General features: G+C 39.1%; 17 protein-coding genes. 1 reads left to right on the top strand and 16 read right to left on the bottom strand.

The window, feature by feature from the left end:
- On the top strand, positions 1–1,248 hold a 1,248-nt coding region (locus tag WMO75_RS14155; RefSeq protein WP_349078262.1), incomplete at its 5' end, for a relaxase/mobilization nuclease domain-containing protein.
- A gap of 15 nt (positions 1,249–1,263) precedes the next feature.
- On the opposite strand, the gene WMO75_RS14150 is transcribed toward WMO75_RS14155, so the two are convergent.
- The 16 genes from WMO75_RS14150 to WMO75_RS14075 all read right to left on the bottom strand — a co-directional run.
- The gene (locus WMO75_RS14150) at positions 1,264–1,500 is read right to left on the bottom strand and encodes a hypothetical protein (RefSeq protein WP_015528449.1); all 237 of its coding nucleotides are present in this window, start codon (positions 1,498–1,500) and stop codon (positions 1,264–1,266) included.
- Between the two features lie 123 nt (positions 1,501–1,623).
- Positions 1,624–1,992, bottom strand: a complete 369-nt coding sequence (locus WMO75_RS14145; protein WP_015528448.1) for a metal-dependent transcriptional regulator — start codon at positions 1,990–1,992, stop codon at positions 1,624–1,626.
- Positions 1,993–2,003: 11 nt separating this feature from the next.
- A complete protein-coding gene (locus WMO75_RS14140; protein ID WP_015528447.1) occupies positions 2,004–3,752 on the bottom strand; it encodes an ABC transporter ATP-binding protein in 1,749 nt (582 codons plus the stop codon).
- Positions 3,753–5,537, bottom strand: a complete 1,785-nt coding sequence (locus tag WMO75_RS14135; protein WP_138344132.1) for an ABC transporter ATP-binding protein — start codon at positions 5,535–5,537, stop codon at positions 3,753–3,755.
- A 126-nt stretch (positions 5,538–5,663) separates the two neighbouring features.
- Complete coding sequence (locus tag WMO75_RS14130) at positions 5,664–7,130, bottom strand: ABC transporter ATP-binding protein (protein ID WP_054335617.1); 1,467 nt, start codon at positions 7,128–7,130, stop codon at positions 5,664–5,666.
- Positions 7,127–7,879, bottom strand: coding sequence for an energy-coupling factor transporter transmembrane component T (locus WMO75_RS14125; RefSeq protein ID WP_055222061.1), 753 nt, complete (start codon positions 7,877–7,879; stop codon positions 7,127–7,129). The genes WMO75_RS14130 and WMO75_RS14125 overlap by 4 nt, the downstream gene beginning before the upstream one ends.
- The gene (locus WMO75_RS14120; protein ID WP_015535748.1) at positions 7,879–8,475 is read right to left on the bottom strand and encodes an MptD family putative ECF transporter S component; all 597 of its coding nucleotides are present in this window, start codon (positions 8,473–8,475) and stop codon (positions 7,879–7,881) included. Before WMO75_RS14120 ends, WMO75_RS14125 begins: the two co-directional genes overlap by 1 nt.
- Positions 8,476–8,605: 130 nt before the next feature.
- On the bottom strand, positions 8,606–9,571 hold the full coding sequence (locus tag WMO75_RS14115; RefSeq protein WP_015528443.1) for a helix-turn-helix domain-containing protein: 966 nt from the start codon (positions 9,569–9,571) through the stop codon (positions 8,606–8,608).
- Between the two features lie 299 nt (positions 9,572–9,870).
- Positions 9,871–10,605, bottom strand: a complete 735-nt coding sequence (locus WMO75_RS14110; RefSeq protein ID WP_055222064.1) for a class I SAM-dependent methyltransferase — start codon at positions 10,603–10,605, stop codon at positions 9,871–9,873.
- Positions 10,598–11,698, bottom strand: coding sequence for a Gfo/Idh/MocA family oxidoreductase (locus tag WMO75_RS14105; RefSeq protein ID WP_055222066.1), 1,101 nt, complete (start codon positions 11,696–11,698; stop codon positions 10,598–10,600). The genes WMO75_RS14110 and WMO75_RS14105 overlap by 8 nt, the downstream gene beginning before the upstream one ends.
- The gene (locus tag WMO75_RS14100) at positions 11,695–12,720 is read right to left on the bottom strand and encodes an NmrA family NAD(P)-binding protein (protein WP_118721479.1); all 1,026 of its coding nucleotides are present in this window, start codon (positions 12,718–12,720) and stop codon (positions 11,695–11,697) included. Before WMO75_RS14100 ends, WMO75_RS14105 begins: the two co-directional genes overlap by 4 nt.
- On the bottom strand, positions 12,710–16,516 hold the full coding sequence (locus tag WMO75_RS14095; protein ID WP_138344131.1) for an amino acid adenylation domain-containing protein: 3,807 nt from the start codon (positions 16,514–16,516) through the stop codon (positions 12,710–12,712). The genes WMO75_RS14100 and WMO75_RS14095 overlap by 11 nt, the downstream gene beginning before the upstream one ends.
- A gap of 3 nt (positions 16,517–16,519) precedes the next feature.
- Complete coding sequence (locus WMO75_RS14090; RefSeq protein ID WP_171030276.1) at positions 16,520–18,259, bottom strand: non-ribosomal peptide synthetase; 1,740 nt, start codon at positions 18,257–18,259, stop codon at positions 16,520–16,522.
- 19 nt (positions 18,260–18,278) lie between these two features.
- Positions 18,279–19,271 (bottom strand): alpha/beta hydrolase family protein, encoded by a 993-nt coding sequence (locus WMO75_RS14085; RefSeq protein ID WP_138344130.1) that lies wholly within the window; start codon positions 19,269–19,271, stop codon positions 18,279–18,281.
- A 13-nt stretch (positions 19,272–19,284) separates the two neighbouring features.
- Complete coding sequence (locus WMO75_RS14080; RefSeq protein ID WP_015528437.1) at positions 19,285–20,718, bottom strand: condensation domain-containing protein; 1,434 nt, start codon at positions 20,716–20,718, stop codon at positions 19,285–19,287.
- The coding region (locus tag WMO75_RS14075) for a non-ribosomal peptide synthetase (RefSeq protein ID WP_349078260.1) at positions 20,718–23,469 on the bottom strand (2,752 nt) is incomplete at its 5' end. The genes WMO75_RS14080 and WMO75_RS14075, both read right to left, overlap by 1 nt.

Raw genomic sequence — 23,469 nt, 5'->3', positions numbered from 1 at the left:
GAATTTTCTATGACAAGAGAAATGGCAAAAAAGAATGGAATGGATAAAGGCGATAACCTGGCATTTCATCTGATCCAATCATTTAAACCTGGAGAAGTTGATGCCGAAAATGCCCATCGCTTAGGTCAACAATTTGCTGACGAAGTGCTGAAAGGAAAATATGAGTACGTGATCAGCACACACGTTGACAAAAATCATATTCACAATCATATCATCTTCAACGCTGCAAGCTTTGTTGATCATCACAAGTATGTTTCCAATAAGCGGAGCTACCATAAACTCTGCAGAATCAGTAATCGTATCTGCCATGAAAATGGACTTACCACCAGCATGCCAACCGGAGAAAAAGGTAAAAGCTATAAAGAGAACATGGAATATCATCGTGGCACCAGTTGGAAAGCCAAGCTACGTGTCGCAGTTGATAAATCAATCTGGACTTCCATCAACTATGAGGAATTTCTGCAAAAGATGCAGTTAGCCGGATATGAAGTCCGGCAGGGAAAGCACCTGTCCTTCCGTGCACCGGAGCAGAAGAACTTCACTTATATGAAATCTCTCGGAAGCTATTATTCCGAAGAAAATGTTCGCATCCGTCTGGCTAAAAATCGTAGCAAAGTAAAAACTCCAAGACATCTGTCCAGAGAAGCTCGCTTGTATATCAATATCTCCACTTATGTCACAACTGGAAATCGAGAGGGATTTGAACGATGGGCAAAGCTCAATAATCTAAAAGAGGCAGCCCGCACCTTCAACTATCTTTCCGAAAATAACTTGCTGAATTATGACGATTTCAGGCAGCATGTATCTGACATTGAAGCTTCTGTGAAAGTTGCCGACCAAAGAATAGCACAAATCAACAGTGAGCTGAGCACGCAGAAAGTCATTCAGAAACACTGCAATTCTTACCGGCTTTGTCGTAAAGTAATTGAAGATTGTAAATCTGCTAAAAATCCAAAAGCATACCGCACCAAACATCAGGCAGAATACCAGCTCCACGATTCACTAAAAAAAGAGCTTCAGGATCTCGGTATCACCAAAATCCCAAGCTCTAATAAAATCCAGAAGCGGATTGAAAATCTTGAATCTGAACAGGATGCTACTGTCCGGGAAAAACAGGAATTGCAGAAAAAGCAGAAAACCCTAGAGATCATTCAGCAAAATTTCACTGTACTGCTCGATGCTCCAGAGATCAGTTCAGACTTACTTCCGGCAAAAAAGGAACCTGTTTCTGTCACAAGAGAAAAATAAGATTGCACTGGCAACTCACTCATTTTCTTCCAAATCTTCCCAAGGTTTCAAATCCTTTTCCTCCCAGGTGACACCATACGGTGCACCTCCGGAGGTATAACCAGCAATACAGAAAAATCGGTCATCTTGCAAGATCTCTTCTTTGGTCAGATTATCTCTTGCTTCTTTTTTCCGTTTTGCTCGCCTCTGTTTCCTCTTTTGTTTCGCAACAGCTGCTTTTTCTTCCGGCGTTTTCCTATGTCCTTTTGCCATAAGTGTTTCTAGTGTAATTCCACTCTGAATGTCTTTTAGTATACGAGTTTCATACCCTGTTTCACGTTTCTCAACAATTCTATAGTATGATGAACATAAAAGATTCGGTGAATCAACATTGTACTAATACTTTTTTTCAACCGAAGTTTTCAATTTTTCAAAAGCTTCTTCACTGATTACATGTTCTATCCGACAGGCATCTCTTTCTGCAGTTTCCCGATCAACCCCGACAGCTACAAGCTGCTCCGTAAAGAACTGATGGCGTTCATAAATTTTCTCGGCAACCTCCCGCCCGGCATTAGTCAGATTGAGGTATCCATCTTCATCGACAGTCAGGAAACCGCCATTCTTTAACACACCTACTGCATGGCTGATGCTCGGTTTACTGAATCCCATGTGCCGGGCAAGATCAATGGATCGGACCATACCCTGCTTCTTTTGAAGAATCAGCACAGCCTCCAGATAATCCTCCCCGGACGCATGAATCTTCATCGGTTCCTCCTTTATGCAAGGCTCCAGCCGGAAGCCTTTTTACGGATATTTACAAAATCCTGATAAATCCCGGCTTTTGCCATAAGCTCGTCATGGGTTCCCTGTTCGCTGATCCGTCCATCAGAGATCACCAAAATCTGATCTGCCTGACGGATGGTATTCAGGCGATGTGCAATCACAAGTAATGTTTTACCCTTTACCAGCTCATTGATTGCCTCCTGGATATAGCTTTCATTATCGGTATCAACACTTGCAGTCGCTTCATCCAGAATGACAATCGGTGCGTCCTTCAAAATGCATCGGGCGATAGAGATTCTTTGCTTTTCGCCGCCGGACAGAGTAGCGCCGCCTTCACCGATGACTGTCTGGAATCCATCTGGCAGCGCCATGATAAAATCATAGCAGCGGGCTTTTTTTGCAGCCTCATAGACTTCTTCCTCGGTAGCGTCCGGTTTACCCATGCTGATATTGTTGTAAATGGTATCCTGGAACAAGTACACCCTCTGGAAAACCATGCTGATCTGTTCCATCAGTTCGGCGAGAGGTACATCCCGAATATCTGTACCACGGATTGTCACTTTGCCGGATTTCACATCCCACAGCCGCGCCAGAAGGTTCGCAATCGTGGATTTGCCACCGCCAGACGGTCCCACAAGTGCGGTCATGGTATTCTTCTGCATAGAGAAGCTGATGTTGTGCAGGACTTCCTTGTCCTGATAGGCGAAGCCCACATCGCTAAATTGTACTTCTGGCTGATCCGGCTGTGCCTGTGACAGAATATGTTGATTTCCGTTATCGGGAAGTTCGGGCTCGTCCAAAACAGCTTCAATGCGGTCTAATGCGGCATTCATCACGGTCAGTCGGGTTGCTTCTCCATAAAGAGCTTTCAGAGGTCCAAAGAGATCAAAGACAAACAGCAGCACGCCCAAAAGATAAGCCAGGGAGAGTACGCCTTCCTGATGTAAAAAAACGGATAAACCGAAGATAGCGGCAATACCCACGCCATAGAGAATGTTTAAGCCAGTGGTCCACGGTGTCATTTTCTGCTCAAACTTCGTATTGACATCCCTTGATTTTTTGAAGTTTTCCGTTAATTCGTCAGATTTTTCTCCGAGCAGATTGTAACTTTTGATAACCCCAATTCCTTCAGCAAAAGACAAGACCGCATCCGTCAAATTCTCGCTTTGGTTTTGACGCCCGACAGCCTCCTTGAAGGAAACCTTATTCATATATTTTGCAACCAGTGATGCCAGCAAGGTAATGATTACCGCAATCAGCCCAAGTCTCCAATCCAGTACGAACATAAAAACAGCTAAAACCAAAGTAGACAGCATATAGCTCATCATGTTGCCAATGGTACTCATAGAAACTTCCTCAATGAATACCATATCCGTACTGAGAACAGAGCTGATTTTTCCAATATTCCCCGATGTAAAGTAACCCATCGGCATTTTTCTTAAATGATTTCCCAACTCCATCCGTTTATCAGCAAAGATCATAAATCCAGCGGCACTTTGCAGACGGTCGCTCAAATAGTGAACCACTGTCTGAACCACTACAACAGCTAATAATCCAAGTCCGACAAACAGACAGGTCTTTCCAGTCAGCGTATTATCAGCAAACCCGGCCAAGACAATAAACGCCATGAAGATCGGCATTTTGGAGAGAATGGACTCGACAAATGCACATAGAAATGCAGCCTGAATACGGCTTTTATACCTCCCGGAGAGGTTCAGGATTCTTGAAATCAATGCAAACATTTATCTTCCCTCCTTTGCAGTAGATACTTTCCACTCGGCGCTGTCCTGAGCCGCTTTCCACAACTTTTGGTATTCTGGGCAAGCTTGAATCAGCTCCTGATGTTTTCCGGTTGCCACCATCTTTCCGTGATCCATAACGCATATTTGATCTGCGTTCATTATAGCGGGAAGTTTGTGAGCGATAACTACCAAGGTTTTTCCCTCCACCAGCTCCGCAATAGCAGCCTCCATTTTTTCCTCATTTTCTGGATCAGCATAGGCCGTAGCCTCGTCAAGCACTACAATCGGGGCATCCTTCAATATTGCCCGCGCCAGGGAAATTCGCTGGCGCTGCCCCCCGGAAAGCATTTTCCCCGCATCGCCCGCCATGGAGTGAATACCTTGCGGCAGCTTTTCCAGAAACTCCATACACCGGGCTTTCTTCGCCGCCTGCATTACTTCCTCATCGGTAGCATCCAAACGTCCAAGACGGATATTTTCCAGCAGGGAGGTGTTAAACAGGTACTGATCCTGAGCCACATAGGAAATGCGGCTGTTCAATGCCTCCAGGCTCATATCACAAAGTTTATGCCCGCCAATGGAAATGCTCCCTTTCTGCGGGTCATAGTAGTGGATCAACAGTTTTGCAAGGGTGCTCTTGCCAGAACCGGATTCACCAACTAGGGCAGTTTTTTGTCCTGCTTGTGCCACAAAGGTAATATCGTGGAGGACTTCGTTTTCCGCTATTATCGGTTTCCCATCTGGGCCAGGCTGTGTCGTCTGATACGCAAAGGAAACATGATCGTAAGAAATGTTAAAATCCTGTCCGTGGAAATCATCCTCAGCAGCTTGCAGCGGTGCCGTATTTAACATCTGTTCAAGTGCCGTGATCTTATAATTCAGATTCGGAATCGTCTCCATAAAGCCCAGTGCTTTCAGGAGAGGAATCCCAATGCTGAGGGAAAGGCAGAGGACTAAAATCAAATCAGGTAAAGTGCTTATGCCACAGAGAACAAACCATGCCCCAAGAGGCAAAGTCAGAATAACAGTGCAGGGCAGTAGACTTCCGTATATCGCCATCCAGGGCCAGGCGGCCTTATACCATGCCAAGGTATAATCCCGATAGTCCGTTACATCCTTGCGGAAGTTCTCGTAAGATTCGCTCTCCCGGTTGAAAACCTTGACAACCTCCATACCATTGATGTACTCAATGATCGTGTTGTTCATTTTCTGTGCAGACTGATAGTAGGGACCCATGCGCTTCATTCCAACAGAGTACATAATGACCATGGAGAGCAGGCTGATCGGGATAGAGGCCAAAGACATAAGAGCCAGTTTCCAGTCCGCACAAAACATAGCAACATAAATCACCAGCGGGATCAGTAAATTTGCGATACCCTCTGGGACTGAATGAGCAAGGAGCAATTCCAAGCTGTCCACATCATCGACAAACAGCTTTTTGATTGTCCCTGTCCCTTTTTCCTCCACAATGCCAAGGGGAAGTTTCTCAAACTTCTTTTGCAGAGATACCCGCAGCCGCAACAATGTGTTATATGCTGCTTTATGAGAAATTGATAATCCCCATCCATAAAAAAACGCCTGCAAAACAAGACAGATCAAAACCCCTATAACACGCAATAAAACAAATTCTGTTTCAACAGAATCGCCCATAACCAATGGCGAAATGACCTGATAGGCCAGCACAAAAGGCAGGATACCCGTAAGAACGCTGACCAGTACGACAACCGTGGCCACATACATATTTTTCTTATATGGCCCTGCGTACTCAAAGATTTTTTTGAACATAAGCCCTCCTTATATTGAGCCGTACTGTCTGTGCTTCAAAAACAAGAGGCCGCCAAAGTAAAGCGGCCTCTTATCATTATCTTTCTGTCCAGTCAAGGCGGCCCTGACATTCATAATTTCTAAAATTCACTGGCGGATTCGGAAAAAATCCAAAACCTTTTTACTGCCGGATTCGTCCAATGGATAGCTTTCTTTTACTTGCCCTTTTTCCATATGGACTACATACGAACATCCCGCCATCACCAACTCCGGATCATGCGTAATAACAAGAAGCGTTTTGCCCTGATCCGCGAGTGACTTCAAACTCCGCGCAACTTCCCTCATATGTTTGAGATCAAGCCCGCTTGTTGGTTCGTCAAACACAATGATCTCCCGGTTACTCACAATGGCAGACGCGATCGCTACCCGCTGTTTTTGCCCGCCGGAAAGAGAAAGCGGGTGCCTGTCTTTATATTCCAGCAGATCAAACTGTTTAAGGATTTTATCCACAACAGTTTCATCCTTGTTGTCCATGCTCAGAAGCACTTCATCCGCCACGCTTTCGGTAAATAGCTGATGGCTGGTATCCTGCATTACCATGTAGCAATGTTTGAGCCGGGCTTTCCAATCAAGGGTTTTCCCCTCAACCTGCAAAAAGCCACACTTCTTTTCCAGTCCGCAAATACAGCGGGCCAGAGTAGATTTTCCAGCGCCATTCAGACCGATAATGGCAATCGTTTCTCCAACAGGCAGTTCTGCACTCGGAATATGGAGGCTTTCCGGTTCGCGCTTTTTATACGCAAAGCAGAAATTTTGAAATTCCATCTGTTTAGCTGTATGCGCCTGATACTGATTCGCAGGCTTCAACTTCGAGAGAGAAAACGGCCGCAGCCCTATTTCTTTTCGAGTGCCATCCGATAAGCTGTCAAATTCAGCAGGCGTGTATTCCCGTTCAATCTCCCCATCTTTTACATACAGCACACGATCTGCAAGATCGTGAAGGTAGTAAAGGCGGTGTTCTGCGATCAGAATTGTTTTGCCCTGCTTTTTCCAGAGGCTTAGGACCTGCCGCAGGTCATCAATAGCAGCCATATCCAAATTAGAAGATGGTTCGTCCAGGACCATAATTCCCGGCAGCAATACACTTGATGAAGCACAGGCTATTTTTTGCTTTTCGCCTCCGGACAGAGCAAACACGCTTCGCCCCATCAAATCTTCAATATGATAATCGGAAACTGTCCGGTCAATCCTTTTCAGGATATCCTCCTGAGGATAGCCTAAATTTTCACAGGCAAAGGCTAATTCACTATCCGTATCCACGTTGAAAAACTGACTTTTGGGATTCTGGAATACAGATCCCACCATAGCAGCCAAGTCATAAAGCGGCGTATCTGATACGCTTTTTCCGTCCAGAAGGACATCGCCCTCTAATTTGCCCTCGTAATAATGAGGCACCAGCCCGTTTACCAAACGGGTAATCGTTGTTTTCCCACAGCCGGATTCTCCCGTGAGTAAAACAAATTCCCCTGTGTTTATGGTGAGATTGACATTTCTAATCCCTCCGCCGCTGGATTCTTCACCATAAGAAAAAGAAACATTTTGAAAATCTATCATGGCAAAATCCCTCCTGCGGAAATTATCGGGGAAGCAATCGCCCAAAACACTACAAAGCAACAAAACAAGATCAGCACCACATCGGCAAAATTGAATTTAAGCTGGCAAATGTTTGTGCGTTTGACAGGAGCGCCGAGGCCACGGGTAATTGCCGCAGCGGAAAGTTCCTCACCGATTTTCACGGAGCAGGTAATCATCGGGATCAGCTTATACTCCAATATTTTTGAAGATTTTTTCCCTCCAAGTTTAATCCCACGCATTTTCATAGCGTCACTGATTGCTTCTGACTCCTGAAAGACAGTTGGAAAGAAGCGGAACATGACCGTTAAGGGGATCGTCACTTCTTTAGGCATATGGATTCTTTCCATGCCGGAAATCAATTCACTGACCGTTGTTGTTTTCACTGCATAGGCAGCAATCGCAACACTGGGAAGGATTCGGCAGAAGAATCCTATTGTAAACAGAACAAGGAAATTCAATATCCCCGTAAGGTGCGGCAAAACATAAATTTGGACAGCATAAAAAACAGAAAACACAGCAATATAGCCCACAGCTTTTGCACATTGTTTCGAGGTAAGCAGCAATATAGCCGGAACCACACAAAGAACAAGGCGGATCAGTCCCATAGCTTCTCCGCCTGTTCCACCCATGACAAAAATGCTTATGATGAAGATGAGCAACAGTTTTGTACGCGGATCGAGCCGCAACCCTTGTTCTGTTTTTTTGCTGAGCAGAATTTCCCGCGCCATTATGCAATACCGGCACGCTGGAAGTGCTTTTTGCAAATGGCTTTCCCAATCATACCTCCGACAAGGCCAAACACAAAGCAGGCAACCAGCAAAATAGGCGCAATCCACATAGGCATATATGTATTAAGGGTAGCTGCATATTCAGCGCCGTATCCTTCAGTCAGCATTACCATATAGCTTTCACGGTTCAGGAAAATGGGAGCAAAGTTGCCAAACACCCAGATGCTGAACACACCGCAGGAAAGGACTGTACTCTTTGCACTTTTGTAGTCTGCCTTTTTCAGGATCACGTCAGCCAACAGGCCGCCAACAAGACCAGTTACCATAGTAAGATAGCCGTTGCCGAAGAACACCATGATTAGGCCAATCAGGAAACCCATGATTGCAGTCATCCCGAATTTTTTAGCCTTTGTAACATACAGCATATAGGGGATGCCGCCAATCAAAGGACACAGCACCGCCATCAGCGGAATAAAAATGGGGATGAAGCCAAGCATCGCCACCAGCATAACAATGACGACATAGATGACGGTGTAGATGCCGATAGTAATTAAATCTTTTCCCTCAAGCCGGGAACTTTTTTTCTGGGAACTCATACCAGTATCCTCCTATCTAAAAAATGGTGTAGTTAGCATTTTCTAACTACACCACATATAATAACAATTTACGCCTACATTTCCAACCCAAAAACGGTTTTATTCTACCCAAAATCGGTATTTTTTAATTTTAACCAATCGTATTTTCCGTTTTATAGTTTTTAGGAATTACCCCATACTTCTTTTTGAATGCCGCAGCAAAGTTACTCGGTTTTGAATAGCCTACAAATGCTGCCACCTGACTTACGTTCAAATTACTTTCTAATAGTAGACTTGCCGCCTTTTCCAATCGCTGATCTATAATATACGCATGAACCGATGTTCCAAACAGCGAGGAAAAACCCTTTGACAATTTTGAAGTACTAATATTGACTTTTCGCGCCAATTCCTCACAACTTGGTGCCAAAGCAAGCTGACTGTCAATGATTCTCTTCGCTTCTATGATGGATTCTCGGTCACTTCTGGAAATTGCTATATAAGTTGACGCAAGAATACTCAGTTCCAAAATCTCACTCAAATATACAGATAACAACTCAAAAACTTTGCTTTCCAAAAACAGGTATCCCAATCCGCCGCGATATTGCGTGAAGTCTTTCAGTTCCGCAAAAATGTGCTCCATATAGGGAGTAATACCTACTTTTGATATACCTTCCAATAGTTTTTTCTGATAAACCTCAATCTCACCAACATCAAAATAGTCATTCATAATTTTACGGAAATACGACAATGGTACTTTTACATTTTTGAAAAGGAAATCGTTTTGTTTGGAATAGCACAGATATTCCATTTTCCCGTGTCCACGATAAATACAGGACTCACCTTTTTGTATGCTGATACTTTGTCGGCTATCTGCAATATTCCAGGAAACTCCATCATTGAAGCAGAACAACATTTGAATGTATTCTTCGCTACTCACTCCCTGCACGTTCATATCTGAAAAATAATTCATTTTCCAGTCCGAAACAACTGCTCCCTGTTTCGTGACCACCTGTAAAATCTGCCCTGTCCCCATGTCTGCTGGAATATCTATGGTTATTGTCTGCGGTGAATTAGAGAGCAGATCACGATAAAGATTATTCATGTATTGGTTTGTCATGTACAAGCATTCCTCCCGAAGTTAGATAAGACTAATTAAATTTTACAACTTCCAAAGTAAAAAGTCAAATTTTGTAATCATGTAAAAAGCAGACACTACTTAATGTAAATTACAAACTTCACTTACTTCCATTTCTTTCTGCATCTCACAAGACGATAAAGTCACTTTTAAAACCCATTGTACTGACAATTTAATATTAATTCTCATTATTCTCCCTGCACATCGCTAAATTATCTTATAAATATGGCATTTTAGGAACACCTGACAGTTCGAGAGTTAATTTTATCTGAAGTTCATATTTATCGTGCTTTTATTGCAAGTAATAATGTTTCTGATAATTTAGCTGTTCTAAAGTGCATTTTTGTCAATTGGTTTAAAATTTTTTCCACACTCTGATAATTCCACGACATTAGGCTATCTACAGTACTAACTATGTTTTTACCACAAAAAACTTTATAGGTCAATCTCCATGTCCATTGATCCATCCCCACTTGCTTTATATCGGTAATATACGTCTCATAGCGCAATCTTCCTTGAGTAGCCACCGATATTCTGCTTCCTACTGGCGCAACAAGAAATTTCGGTTCTAAAAGTTCTATCAGGATTGGGACATTTATATTCAAATTTTTATCTAATTTATACAATAATTTTTCTTGTTCATCCCTTTTTAAATGACCAAGTACTCCCATGCACATTACACCACTTATTTTATCTCGAAATGAATATTTACCTACATCTATCGGCAATAGAGAAATTCTCTCTTTAACTTCATTATGCTCCATTAATCTTGCCATAAACGCTGTTCTCATATAAGCCGATGGTTCTAAAGCAATTATTTCTTTATCACATATCATATTAGCCATCTCTATTGTTGTTTTTCCAGTTCCTGCACCTATATCCAAAATGATTCCATCTAAATCCTTAACCATATCAGCAAATTTGTTTAAAACAATTTTTTTGTTCCCTATCTGTGAAAGAGCTGATAAATCATAAAATTCTACTGTCTCTCCGTATACATTCTCAATTTCATTCAATCCCGTCATTCTCCTTTTTTATTAAATGTCTTTTTTCCAAATCATAAAATATATTTTTTATGTCACCAAAATTGTCATAATCAACGATATTCATATAGCCCACTTTCTGACATATTTCAGACCATAATTTTGATACATATATTTGATATTGCGCCATGGACATTTTTTCTGTTCTATTTTGCTTAAATAAAATCTCTAAAGCTTTCTTTACTGCATCCGGCCATATTTGTTCAAACGTTTCTTTTACTGATGGTAACATTACATTTCCTATAGTAACACCAGAGGGTATATTTACTTCCTCTTCTACATTAATACTTAGTGTTCCATATTCATCTCTTGGCATATGCAAGAAAGGAAGCCATATTACCGGACCATGGGTATTGACCAGACAGAGCCGCCCTGTGGAAAATGTCAATTCTATTCTATGATATAAATGTAATGGATGGTCTATATCGTTACGATCCACATTGGTATTCACTATAAATGTTACCGGAACCATTCCAATTATACCACTAATAACTCTGTTACCCCCTCCTGCCATAGAAGTTGTATAAGATTCTGCTACATTTCCCAATTTCCATGTTGATAAGCCTCCCAACGCACACCCCAATATATCTATTCCATCATATAATACATGTATAGCGCATTCCAAGGATGCATTTATAAGATGAGCATGTTTACTTATTATTTGTGCCGCCTCTAAAAAATCTCGAATTGGCTTGATATACCGATAAAATGGATTCAACATAAAAGCGGCACTTCCGGATTCTCTTATACAATTAACAATTTCTACCTCATGAGCAGGATGTTCTAATAATGTTGGTATCCCTTTTGCAAGTATACTTTTAGCTATATTGGCACCGTTTCCACCTCCAGCCGCATTAGGTACAACTACACATGCTGCATCAACATTTTGATTTATTTCTTTAATATCCGTATACATTGGCACATTTAGATTCTTTGAAAGAAGTCTGGATCTATCGCTTCCTTTTCCCAATATACCCATAAGCTCATATTCTTTACTTTCTGCAATAGCTTTCAAATAAATTTTCCCAAATCCTGTTCCACATACTAAAATCTGTTTTTTCTTCATATCTTTCCCTCTGATTTGAACTTATCTATTTTTTTAAGTTCATCTAACACTTGATATTTTTCAAGATAACTTGCCATTGTATAAATTCCATCCTTCCTAGGCATTTCAAATATTGCATTGGCAGTAATCGCTAATATTTCGCCAGTTAAAACACTCGGATTTTTTCCTTCAAAATAAATGCATCTACTATCATTTCCTTTATTTTGTCTTACCCATATAAAAGCTTTTTGGTTGCTATTTTTCTGTCCCATTAATGCATTTACTAAATCTTTTTTTTGACAATGCGCCTTATTTACTATTGAAAATAAACTTACAGGTGCCGCCGTATATGAATCAATATTAAGCATATATTTCCCTTGTATAATTTCTTGAATTTCTTCTGTAACATATGGCAATATAGATAATTTCGAAATTCTTGTTGGAAGATTCAGCGGACTTCTTTTCTGAGCAGGTAAAATTTTTCCATTTCGCACACATGCCATAGGAATTCCAGCTTTATAACTTTTTATTTCTTCCACATAATCGATTGCGGCAGCTTTTGAAAAATTATAGACACCTCCAATAATCATCTCTATTAAGTCATCATTGAAAGCTTCTTTAAGCACAGAAGACAACATCCATCCTGATAACCCCGGAAATATTCCCGAACCAACTATAGCGGTACCTTTCATGCTAGAATTCCTCATTTTTCTAATTAAATGAATTCCTCCTGGGTCAACATACGGAATATTCTCTGCCATTGCTCCAAGTAACATTTTTTCACTATAGTCTGCGGAAGGTCCGATTGCTCCTATTACCAAATCACTTCCTTTAAAGAATTTTCCAATATTACTTTCCTTATCAATATCAAGTTCAAATAATTGGATGTTGGGAGCCATATACATTCCTGTATCTTTTATTGTTTCTATATTCCGTACACTGACTCTTAATGAATAGCCTAACTTACTTAAAACCTTACACGCTGTCACACCAACAGTACCTGTTCCGCCAAGAATACAGATTGTTCTGCGATTATTTATCATTTTCTAGTTCCCTCATAATAATATCAAAAATGTCATTACTATTAGATTCAAATTCTCTAACGTTACCTAAAACAGCCTTTTCCCAAGATTTAATAGCAACTGAATTTCCGTCAATTATGCTTATATCTCCTAAATATAAATCACTTTCTTTTGCTTTAGATGGATTTATTAAAAAAATGCGGTTAATAATAATGTTTTCCCCCAATAGTTCACTTGCCTTAGTTATGCATAAAGAAGCCATTTCGGAAAAGGCAATAATATATTTCTTTTTAACATTTATGTCTTCATGACATCTTTCAATTATTTCTTGCCCTCCCACTCTCTTACAACTTATGTTTGAAGCGCTCAACTTTTCTATAAGAACATCTCTTATTTCATTTTCGTTATCCCCAAATATATATACAACAGTATATGAATTTCTTGTTTGATTTCCTGCATTACTATGCATTTGATTTTTTGAAGGATTTTTACAATCCGATATATACTGAGCAATCCCCATAATTGTTGGCATCGTCAACGATGCCCGTAATATTTCATCAAATCTCATGCCTTGTGCTTCTTGTATGTCACTAACTATGCGCCCAGAAATCTGAGATAATAACAAAGAATCAAGTCCATTTTCTAATAAATTATCTTCATAATCAATATAATCATTTCCAGAAATAGAGCATACGATTTTTTTGATACTTTTAGCAAGTTCTACATATTCCTTCTTTTGCGAAATTAAAGTTGCTTTTGCATTATGCTTTACCTTGATGTTCTTTTGTATACTCTCTGCCAGTCCTTTTCTGTCTATTTTGCCATTAGTAGAAAGTGGAAAACTCTCTACATTTACAAACTCTGAAGGAATCATTGCTGGTGGCAAAAAAAAGGCTAACTGCTTTCTGTATTCTTCTTTCGTATAGGAAATGCTCGATATTTTATTTTTTATAAAAGCTATCAGCACACCCTTCCCTATACTTTGATTATAAACCACGCAACAATCTTCAATATTTTGCATTCCACGTATTGCATTTTCTATTTCCGCAATTTCTATTCTATGCCCATTGATTTTTACCTGATTATCTAATCTGCCTAAAAATTCAATGTCGCCATTCTCTACATATCTTCCATTATCTCCAGTGAGATAAATCCTGTTCTTTTCTTCTTCCAGATAAACAAATTTTTCTTTTGTTAATATTGTATCTCCTAAATAGCCTTCTGCCAAAGAATATCCTCCTATGGCAATTTGCCCCGAAACATATTCCGGACAAATTCTCAATTCCTCGTCTACAACTCCCATCCACTGTCCAAGCAAAGCTTTTCCATATAATATAGTAGGCCTTTCTTCTATTTCATCAATTTCATGATATATAGACCAAATCCCACCTTCCGTAGCGCCTCCCAAACTAATCATTTGAGCGTTGGTCATAATCTTTCTTAGTCTTCCTGGCAGACTAGTATTTATCCAATCTCCGGATAACAGTACTAATCTAACTGTCGGATAACTCTCCGATTTAGACGCAAAAGCATCTAACATTTCCGCCTGCGCTGGAACACTATTCCACAAGGTCACTTTGTATTCATTAAGTAATCTGCCCCAATGGGATGCATCTGGTCCTTTTTCTGGATTCGGTAATACTAATGTTCCACCAACTCCCAATACACTAAATATATCAAATACAGAAAGATCAAATGACAGTTCCGCAATACCAAGGATTGTATCCTCTTCCGAGATATTATACATATTTTCAATAGATATAAGAGTATTTTGTGCCGCAGTATGTGACATTACTACACCTTTAGGCTCTCCTGTAGAGCCAGAAGTAAATATTACATATGCAATAGGATTTTGGAATTCTGGATGCTTTTCTAATCGGTATTCCAAATTCTGAAGTATCATATTTACTTTTTTCTCATCCAATTCCACAATAACATTTGCTTTTGATAAAATTTTTTCTTGTCGTGCCAATGGCTGTTTTATATCAATAGGTAAATAAGAAAATCCAGCAATCAAAACACCCATTACTGCTGCAATTTGATTTACAGATTTTTTCATTCTTATCGCAACCAGTCCAGTTCTATTTTCCACAAATTCTTTTCTTAAATAACCTGCTATATATTCTGCTCTTTCCAACAATTCTCCATATGTCACTGTTTCAACAGCATCTATTACGGCAGTTTTATTAGAATTCTTTTTCGCATACTTAACAAATCTCTGTTGAATACGAGATTGATTCGTAATACCTTTATTTCGTTCGCAAATTACTTTTTTCTTACTCGCACTTGGCACTATAATTTCCAATGGATTCTTCCATTCTTCCGAATGTTTTATTCCAAGTATTCTTATTGTTTCAGTAAAAGACTCAAACATCTCCGTTACAATAGATTCTTTTATCGCACCTTTTCTTGTATCCCAGCTTATCATCAGGCCTTTTTCTTGATCTTCTGAATCTATCTCATCGACTATCTGACAATCAATCCATACTTGAGGGGTATGACTAAACCCATATTCAATAGTGCCTACAGTGCCATCAGTCTTCAAAACCCCTGTAAATACGATCGGCATTAATAATTCCTTTTCTTCAGACACTTTACTCAGTTCTCTTAGCACTTCGACACCAGAAAAAGAATTATGCTCTAAATCCTCCATCAATCTTTTTGTAATTTCTTTGACTCTTTCTATAAAACTCATATTTTGAGTTACATTTACTTCTAGCAAGTTCACTGCTGTAAAGTCTCCTACTATGGAATTAGTATTATTTCCGATAGTTGGTCTATTTTGAATTGGTAAATTGAGTGTAAAATGTTTATTCGAACTCCACCTTGAAATAACTTCTGCGTATATACCAATAAGCACCGATGAAACTGTTACTCCGTATTCTCCTGCAATTTCCTTTATACGTTTCCAGTCAGACTGATTAATATGTTTCTGAAATCGATAAAATTCATATGTATTTTCACACTTATCTGCGGCTCGTCCATCTTGTGGAAGAATTGGAGCCTCCGGTAATTTTTTCAGTCTTTCTAACCAATACATTCTATCCTGATGCCATTTTAAACTTCCTTTACGTTGTTGATTGAACATTGCATAATCTGAAAACTTATACCTTATTTTTTCTAATGAAGCTCCTTTCAAAAGTTCTCCCATTTCAGAAATCAGAAGTTGCACACTTGCAAAATCTGAAACAATTAAATCAACAAGTAGATGGAAAAAATTTCCTTCTATACGCTTCGTTATTAGCACTTTAAATAATGGAGGTTCCTCCGTATGAAAAACATATTCACTAAAATCTTCCCTAATCTTAGATAAAGTATCTACTTTTTCCCTCTCTGCCATTTTTTGTAGATTTACTATTTTAATTTCATAATCAATCTCATCTCTCTCTAAAATTTCAAATCCGACCTCTGTTACTTTCGCTCTTAGCATTTCATGCCTATTTACCAATACTTTCCAAGCTCTTGATAGTTCTTCTGCACTGTAGGAACCAAAATCAACCTCAATATATCCTTTACATCCAATTCCACCCCACTTCACAGCTTCTGTTTTTCCAACTAAATAGGCTGCTTGCACATCAGTCAAAGGATATACATTAGTTTCATAATCATTATCCGTAATAAACTCGTCTATCGTTTGTTTTTTCTTCAAAATTTCAATTATTTCTTCTTTATATTTTTTAACTTTCTCTTTAGAATTTTCTGTAAAATTCCCTTTGGAATCTTTATATTTTAATTTTCCATCAACAGTTTCAAAAGTAACGCCTTTTTTTTCAAGCTCTACTAATAATTCTCCTGCTACTTTTTTCGTGTCCTGCATTTTTTAAATTTCCCCCTCTTCTACAAATTCTGCTATATCTGTATTTTTTCTCTTATCAACCAATTTTGTTAGTGCGTTAATTGATGGATTCATAAAGACCTCTTTCATGCGTACCTCTATTCCGCAACGAGCATTAATAGCCGCAACAAATCTAGCCGCAAGCAAGCTGTCTGCACCTATCTTAAAAAGGTTCTCATCCAAATCAGCCACTTTATTTTTCAATAGCTCCTCCCAAATCATCAGTACAATATTTAATACTTTGTCAGACATTATTTCCACACTATCAGTTTTCTGATATTCTGCCAATCTTCTTCTATCAACTTTTCCATTTGCATTAAGAGGAAAATTTTCTAATCTGTTTATAGAATTCGGTATAGAATACTCAGGAAGATGTATCTTAAGATAATCTTCTATTTCACTCTCTGCAATGTACTCTCCCAAGTAAAATGCAACTAATTCTTTATGGTATTTATCCCCCTGAGCAACAACTACGGCTTCTTTTATTCTTGAAATACTTTTTAATACACTTTCAATTTCTCCCAACTCAATTCGATGTCCACGTATCTTTACTTGGGTATCCATTCGCCCTAAAAACTCTATCGTTCCATCTGCCCATCGCCTTCCCCGATCTCCTGTTCTATACCAACGTTCCCCTTTTACATCCGTAATAAACTTTTTCATTGTTAGCTCTTCATCATTAATATAGCCTTTCGCCAGACTTCCACCTCCAATTTGCAATTCACCAGGAATATCAACTCCGCACTCCACAAAATTTTCATCCGTAATCCTATATTTCTGTTTTGGTAATGCTTGCCCATAAGGAATAGAATTCCACAATTTATCTACTTTTGAAACGCAATAATAGTTGGACCAAATTCCGCCTTCTGTCGCTCCGCCCAACGCTACAAATTGCGAGTTTGCTGAAGTTACTTTATACCATTTCTCCGGTAAATATAAAGGAATCCAGTCCCCTGACACTAATGCCAACCGCAATTTACCAAAATGATTATTTTCCCCCATTATCAAAAACATGTCCAATAACGCGGGGGCACTATTCCAAATAGTAATTCCATAAATCTCTATCAGATTTTTCCATACTTCTGGATCTCTAAAGTCGTCTTCATCAATTAAAACAATTGTCCCTCCAACAGTTAAAAGACCAAATATGTCAAAAACCGACAAATCAAAATCAAATGCTGATATATTTAATACGGAATCTTCCGCACCAATATTCCACATATGTAAAATTTCTTCTATTGTATTCATTGCAGCCACATGACTCATTTCTACTCCTTTAGGTTCTCCGCTAGAGCCCGATGTATAAATAATATAGGCAGTATCTTTTGAATTATTTTCAATACACCCAGTCCATGGATTCTCTTCTAAAAAGGCTTCATCCTGCAATACAAGAGCCGGCTTGACATTTTCTATGATTTTTTTCCGACGTCCTAACGGCTGCTTCATCGCAATCGGAACATACGCTGCACCTATTGCAAGAATTCCTAACAATGCAGCTACTTGTCCAATACCTCTCGGCAATATAACTACAATCTTATCATTTCTTCTTACTCCTCTTTGCCACATATAGTTTGCTGCACGCAACGCATATAAACGCAACATCTTATAAGAAACTTTCTCATTTTCATAGATAAGCGCAATTCTCTCTGGATATTTCAATGCATTTTCATAAAATTCTCCATGTAATGTTTCCTTTCTATTAGAAAACTCTCGATCGTTCATCATATACATTTCCTTTCCTCAACTATTCCACATTCTTTTTAAGCCATTCTACGACTCTCACAATAACCTCATCTTCTATAGTACCGCCTTCATCCTTTAATGGAGAACTTACCTTAGAAAGTGAATGTCCCAACCCTTTAAACAAAATTATATCTGCATTATTCCTTGCTGCCTTTGCTATTTGCACAGCTTCTACCGGAGAAATCCATCCGTCATTCAAACCATGAAGTACTAAAATAGGTAATTGGATTTTTTTTATGTCATCTAATATTCCTGCCCATGTTTCTCCAGGAGCATTTTCAGCAAATCGAATTAAAGTAGTAGGATCTGCAACTATTTCATCTGCCAATGGTATCCAATTATCTATTATGCTGAATCTTCCTTTCCCTTCTGGATCAAGTTCTTCATTAAATTTCATATTTCCCTCCTTATCCGTACCAAGAATAAGTAAATACAGAGAGAAAGAGATAGATGTGGAGTCCGGTATGCAATTCAAAAAATCCGAAATTTCTAATATGCTATCATTATTGTTATCCAACTCTTTCAACTTTTCTACTGTAAGTTCGCGCAATATATAAGAGAAATAGGAACTCCATCCTTCTGCAATACCCGACTGAAGAATCAAAGCCTGCGCATTCGGAAAATCTGAAACTAAAGTTGTACAAACTCGTACTCCTTCACTCCATCCATAAAACAGAATTCCTTCCACTTCAGACAAGCCAGAAACAAATCTCGTTACCTCTCTGGCATCCCGAATAATTATTTCTATATCATAATTTTCTCTTTTATCATAACGAAATACCGCATATCTAGCTTTCACAAACCCTTCGCTCAATAAATCAAAATTACGGGATACTATACCTCCCATGGATTCAACTGTAGCGTGCCGATCAGATGGACCGGAACCATGAAATAAAATAATCGTTTTCCATTGACCTTGCCTTTCTGGCAAATCTAATTCTCCTGAAATTTTCATTCCATTTTCCAAAGTAATTTCCAATTCTTTTACAAACATATTTTTATTCTCCCTAATATTTTTCCATAAATTTCTTTATATTATTTACATAAGCGCCAAAAATATCAGTAATATATTGTTTATCAAAGATGTCAATAATATAATCCCATGAAATCTTCAAATATCCCAAATCATCTCTTACATGGTGATCTAAAACCACCTGCGGTGTTTGGCTTATCGCATATTCTTCTTTGAATGAATATCTTTTTTTTGTTACCTTAGACACATTCCCCTCCAGCATACAAGTAAACACTACTGGCATAATCGCTTTTCCTGCTCTACCTGAAGAAAGCATTTTTAATATATTGCTTCCTTCAAATTTTCTATATTGAACTAACCGCCACATCTGTTCTTGAGTTGCTCGAATAGCATCCAATAAAGAATCCGTTTTTTCTTGGTATGATATTACTGCATTGTTAGTAAATTCACCCAGTATCCCATTCACATCTTCATGCAATAACTGTCTATTAAACAATGTTACATTTATGGAAAGTCCTGGAGTTTCACTATATTGTGCCAGTGTTTTCATAAAAATTGTAGAAATTACTGCAGCAGGAGTAAAATGATAGTTTTTTATTTTCTGATATAATCGTTGTGTTTCTATAAAAGAAAAATCACATTCAATTCTATCAAATCTTACATTCTGCACTTCTGCAAATTTTTTCTGGTAATTCAGTTTGGGAAAGCTCGGCATATTTTTTACTTTTTCTTTCCAGTATTCTTCAGCTTCCAAATCTCCTTTATCTGTTTTTAATCTCATGTAATTCATAAAAGAGATTCGTGGAAATTTAACATCTTTTCCATAGTACAAACTGAAAATCTCGTTCAACAGTAATTTTGCACTCCATGCATCCAAAATAATACAATCAAAATCTACATGTAAAACACTTGTCTTTCCTGATGTTTTCCCAACGCAAAAATGGAACATGGGCCATTTATAATAATTATACCTATGATGACTTCTCTCTAGCCGCTTTTGCTCTCTATCATTCCCATCATATAATGAATAAACTGGCACAGAATAATATGGCACATTATCTAAAAAACTCGCTTTCCCCTCATGTGTTACAATCAACCGTAATGCATCATTTTTAGAAATAACCAGATTTATCATTTGCTCAAGTCGTTCAACATCCAAAGATTCTATTGTATATTCGATGTAATAATGCGCATTTATATTTCCCAACTCACACCCAGCCGTTTGTCCCACAACATAAGCTGTTTGTATTGATGTTAATGGAATCACATTTTTTTCGATCATTCGAAAGAAATCTAAAATTTGACCTTTAGCCATTTTAAGAATCCTTAATGTTTCCGGTGCCAATTGTCTGTTTTTAGATCTGTATCGAATTTTCTCCCCTTCTCCCCAAATTTGAATGCCATTCTCTCTAAGTTGCTCCAAAAACTCCAAAATATCGGTATCATTATTAAATATGTATTTACTCATTACGTTTCCTCTAATATATATCTTTCGATTTTGCTGATAGTCGGATACTCAAATAACTTGCCGATATCCATAAAACACCCTATTTTCTCCGTCATTTGGTTAGTAATTTGTATTGCCTGTATCGAATTTCCACCTATTTCAAAAAAGTTATCATTTATATCAATATTTTCAATTTTTAAAACTTCTCTCCAAATTGCGAGTAATTGCTCCTGAAGTTGAGTAAGCTGTTTACAATTATTATTCTTTTTAAAAATAGGCTTTCTATTTTTTTCTGCAACAATCAAAATTTTATGAATATCCTTTTTCCCATTTGAATTAAGCGGAATAGCATTCGTTTTAATATATTCTGTTGGAATCATATAGATCGGAAGATCTTTTTTTAACATTTCCTTATAAAACTTGTCTATCCGGTCACGATACCTTTTTTCCTCTACTAATACAGCACATATGTCTTCTATCGCATTATCCCTTTTAAAAAAAACAAACGCTTCAGTTATACCTTGAATCCTTCGTAATGCAGCTTCAATTTCGCCCAATTCTACCCGATATCCATTGATTTTTACCTGATTATCCAATCTTCCAAGAAATTCAATATTACCTTCATTCCAATACCGTCCCACATCTCCAGTACAATACAATCGTTCCCCAGTTCTATCTAAAACAACAAACTTTTCTTCTGTTTTTTCATTATCGTTTAAATATCCCTGTGCAACGCCATCTCCGGCAATATAAAGTGTTCCCGGTACCCAGTCAGGGCAATCTTCCATATTCTGATCCAGAACATAATACTTCTGGTTTGCAAGCGGTTTCCCATACGGAATACTCTTCCAATCTTCCGGCACAATCTCTGGGATCTCGAAATGATTGGACCAAATACTGCCTTCCGTCGCTCCTCCAAGTGCAACAATCTCAACATTCTGAAACAGATTACGGATTCTCCCCGGAAGTGAAACCGGAACCCAGTCGCCACTCATCATTACCAACCGCAACGATTGTGAAGTTACCTGCCTTTGATATTCCTCATATTCTGCCAGCATTTCTACAAAAGCTGGCACGCTGTTCCATACGGTAATATTCTCATGATTCAACCAGTGAATCCAATGCGCTGGATCTTTTCCATATTCCGGATCCGGAAGAACCAATTTCCCACCTGCGCCTAAAACGCCAAAAACATCATAAACAGACAGGTCAAAATGAAGATTGGAGATTCCAAACGCCGTATCCTGTTCTGTAATCTGATAGCGTGCATTGATATCCAGTATTGTATTCACTGCATTATGGTGAGTAATCATTACTCCTTTCGGCATCCCGGTTGTTCCCGACGTATAGATTACATACGCAAGGTCTCCCGCCTTATTCTCCTGTGCTTTGTATTCAGAATCGGTTTTTAATCCAGACACAGAAATACAATCCCACTCGTGCAGCCATTCGGTATCCTGATCATACGCCTGATTCTGCACAAGAATGATTCTTGTTCCACTGTCACGGAGAATCTTTTCAACTCGTTCTCTCGGATTATGGATATCTATCGGAAGATATGCGGCTCCGGCAAACAGGATTCCATAAACAGCAACTACCTGCTCCCACCCTTTTTCCATAAATACAGCTACCGTCTCTTCTTTTTTTATTCCCATGCTCTTCAACTGCCCGGAAATGTAAAACGCCTCTTCTTTTATCTCCCGATAAGTCATCCGCCTGCTGCACGTTACCAGCGCCTCCTTATCCGGAAATTTGTCTGCCGCCTCCAAGAATAATCCATCCAACGTTTTCTCTTCAAATTCAGCCGCCGTTTCATTCGCCTGACGCCGTTTTTCTGAAATTTCCGCTGTTACCAGACTTGCCGTTTTTTCCTGCATGATCTCCGGATGAACTGCTAGCGTATGAAGCAGGCCGGTATATGCCCGGAACATCTCATCCAGCATTCCCGGATAAAATAATTCGTCCACGGAATCCCAAAACAGGCATAAACAGCCATCCATTTCAACCACCTGATGATCCAGCCACACCTGCGGCGTCTGTGAAATGTTATAGTTCAGTTTTCCAAGCCACTTTCCTTCATTCCACTGCTCCACGCCAAGGCCACTGGTAAACACTACCGGCATAATAGCGCCCCGCATATTTCCAGTCTTTTTCTTTAATTCGCGCTCCAGTTCAACCGCGCCATAAGCTGTATGCTCCAGATCTTCTGTAAGCTGCTTCTGAATTGCCTTTGTCCTTTCCGCAAAATTATTCCCTGCATTCTTTATCTCCAGCAATGTCAGTGTTGTAAAATCTCCAACCAGATTGTTCACTTCCGGATGCAATTGTTTCCGGTCAAACTGCGTCAGATTAAGTGTAAAATCCTTATTACCGCTCCACAAGCGGAGAGTCTCCGCATAAGCACTCATCAAAAGAACAGAAGGCGTTACCTCCAGTCTTCCCGCCGCGTCTTTTACAGACTGCCATTCTTTCTGTGACAGTTTTGCGCTCCGGCGACAGAAACGCTGCTCTGTAATCTGGCTTTCGTTCTTTGCAAGCGGCAGATCCGGTGCGTCCGCAAAAGTCTCCACCCGGTCTTCCCAATATTTTTTATCTTTCTCATAAGCAGAGGTAGACTTTATCTGCTCCAGTCCCAGCACGTAATCCCGGAAAGACAAAGTAATCGGCATTTCCGCTTTTCCATTTCGATATACTTCTGCCCACTCATTTAAGAGATGGAACATACTCCAGCCATCAAAGATAATATTGTCAAAACTGATATGGATTCTATGC

This window comes from Blautia intestinihominis (genome assembly GCF_040096655.1).
GTDB lineage: Bacteria > Bacillota > Clostridia > Lachnospirales > Lachnospiraceae > Blautia_A > Blautia_A intestinihominis.
The sequence above is the reverse complement of the archived record's forward strand: the minus strand, read 5'-3'. Positions and strand labels throughout refer to the sequence as shown.

What these genes read in the sequence shown, in the direction of transcription:
- WMO75_RS14080 (WP_015528437.1), bottom strand. Translation starts at nt 20,718, where the DNA reads ATGAGTAAATACATATTTAATAATGATACCGATATTTTGGAGTTTTTG.
- WMO75_RS14095 (WP_138344131.1), bottom strand. Translation starts at nt 16,516, where the DNA reads ATGCAGGACACGAAAAAAGTAGCAGGAGAATTATTAGTAGAGCTTGAA.
- WMO75_RS14125 (WP_055222061.1), bottom strand. Translation starts at nt 7,879, where the DNA reads ATGGCGCGGGAAATTCTGCTCAGCAAAAAAACAGAACAAGGGTTGCGG.
- WMO75_RS14130 (WP_054335617.1), bottom strand. Translation starts at nt 7,130, where the DNA reads ATGATAGATTTTCAAAATGTTTCTTTTTCTTATGGTGAAGAATCCAGC.
- WMO75_RS14120 (WP_015535748.1), bottom strand. Translation starts at nt 8,475, where the DNA reads ATGAGTTCCCAGAAAAAAAGTTCCCGGCTTGAGGGAAAAGATTTAATT.
- WMO75_RS14105 (WP_055222066.1), bottom strand. Translation starts at nt 11,698, where the DNA reads ATGAAGAAAAAACAGATTTTAGTATGTGGAACAGGATTTGGGAAAATT.
- WMO75_RS14090 (WP_171030276.1), bottom strand. Translation starts at nt 18,259, where the DNA reads ATGATGAACGATCGAGAGTTTTCTAATAGAAAGGAAACATTACATGGA.
- WMO75_RS14145 (WP_015528448.1), bottom strand. Translation starts at nt 1,992, where the DNA reads ATGAAGATTCATGCGTCCGGGGAGGATTATCTGGAGGCTGTGCTGATT.
- WMO75_RS14100 (WP_118721479.1), bottom strand. Translation starts at nt 12,720, where the DNA reads ATGATAAATAATCGCAGAACAATCTGTATTCTTGGCGGAACAGGTACT.
- WMO75_RS14085 (WP_138344130.1), bottom strand. Translation starts at nt 19,271, where the DNA reads ATGTTTGTAAAAGAATTGGAAATTACTTTGGAAAATGGAATGAAAATT.
- WMO75_RS14140 (WP_015528447.1), bottom strand. Translation starts at nt 3,752, where the DNA reads ATGTTTGCATTGATTTCAAGAATCCTGAACCTCTCCGGGAGGTATAAA.
- WMO75_RS14115 (WP_015528443.1), bottom strand. Translation starts at nt 9,571, where the DNA reads ATGACAAACCAATACATGAATAATCTTTATCGTGATCTGCTCTCTAAT.
- WMO75_RS14135 (WP_138344132.1), bottom strand. Translation starts at nt 5,537, where the DNA reads ATGTTCAAAAAAATCTTTGAGTACGCAGGGCCATATAAGAAAAATATG.
- WMO75_RS14150 (WP_015528449.1), bottom strand. Translation starts at nt 1,500, where the DNA reads ATGGCAAAAGGACATAGGAAAACGCCGGAAGAAAAAGCAGCTGTTGCG.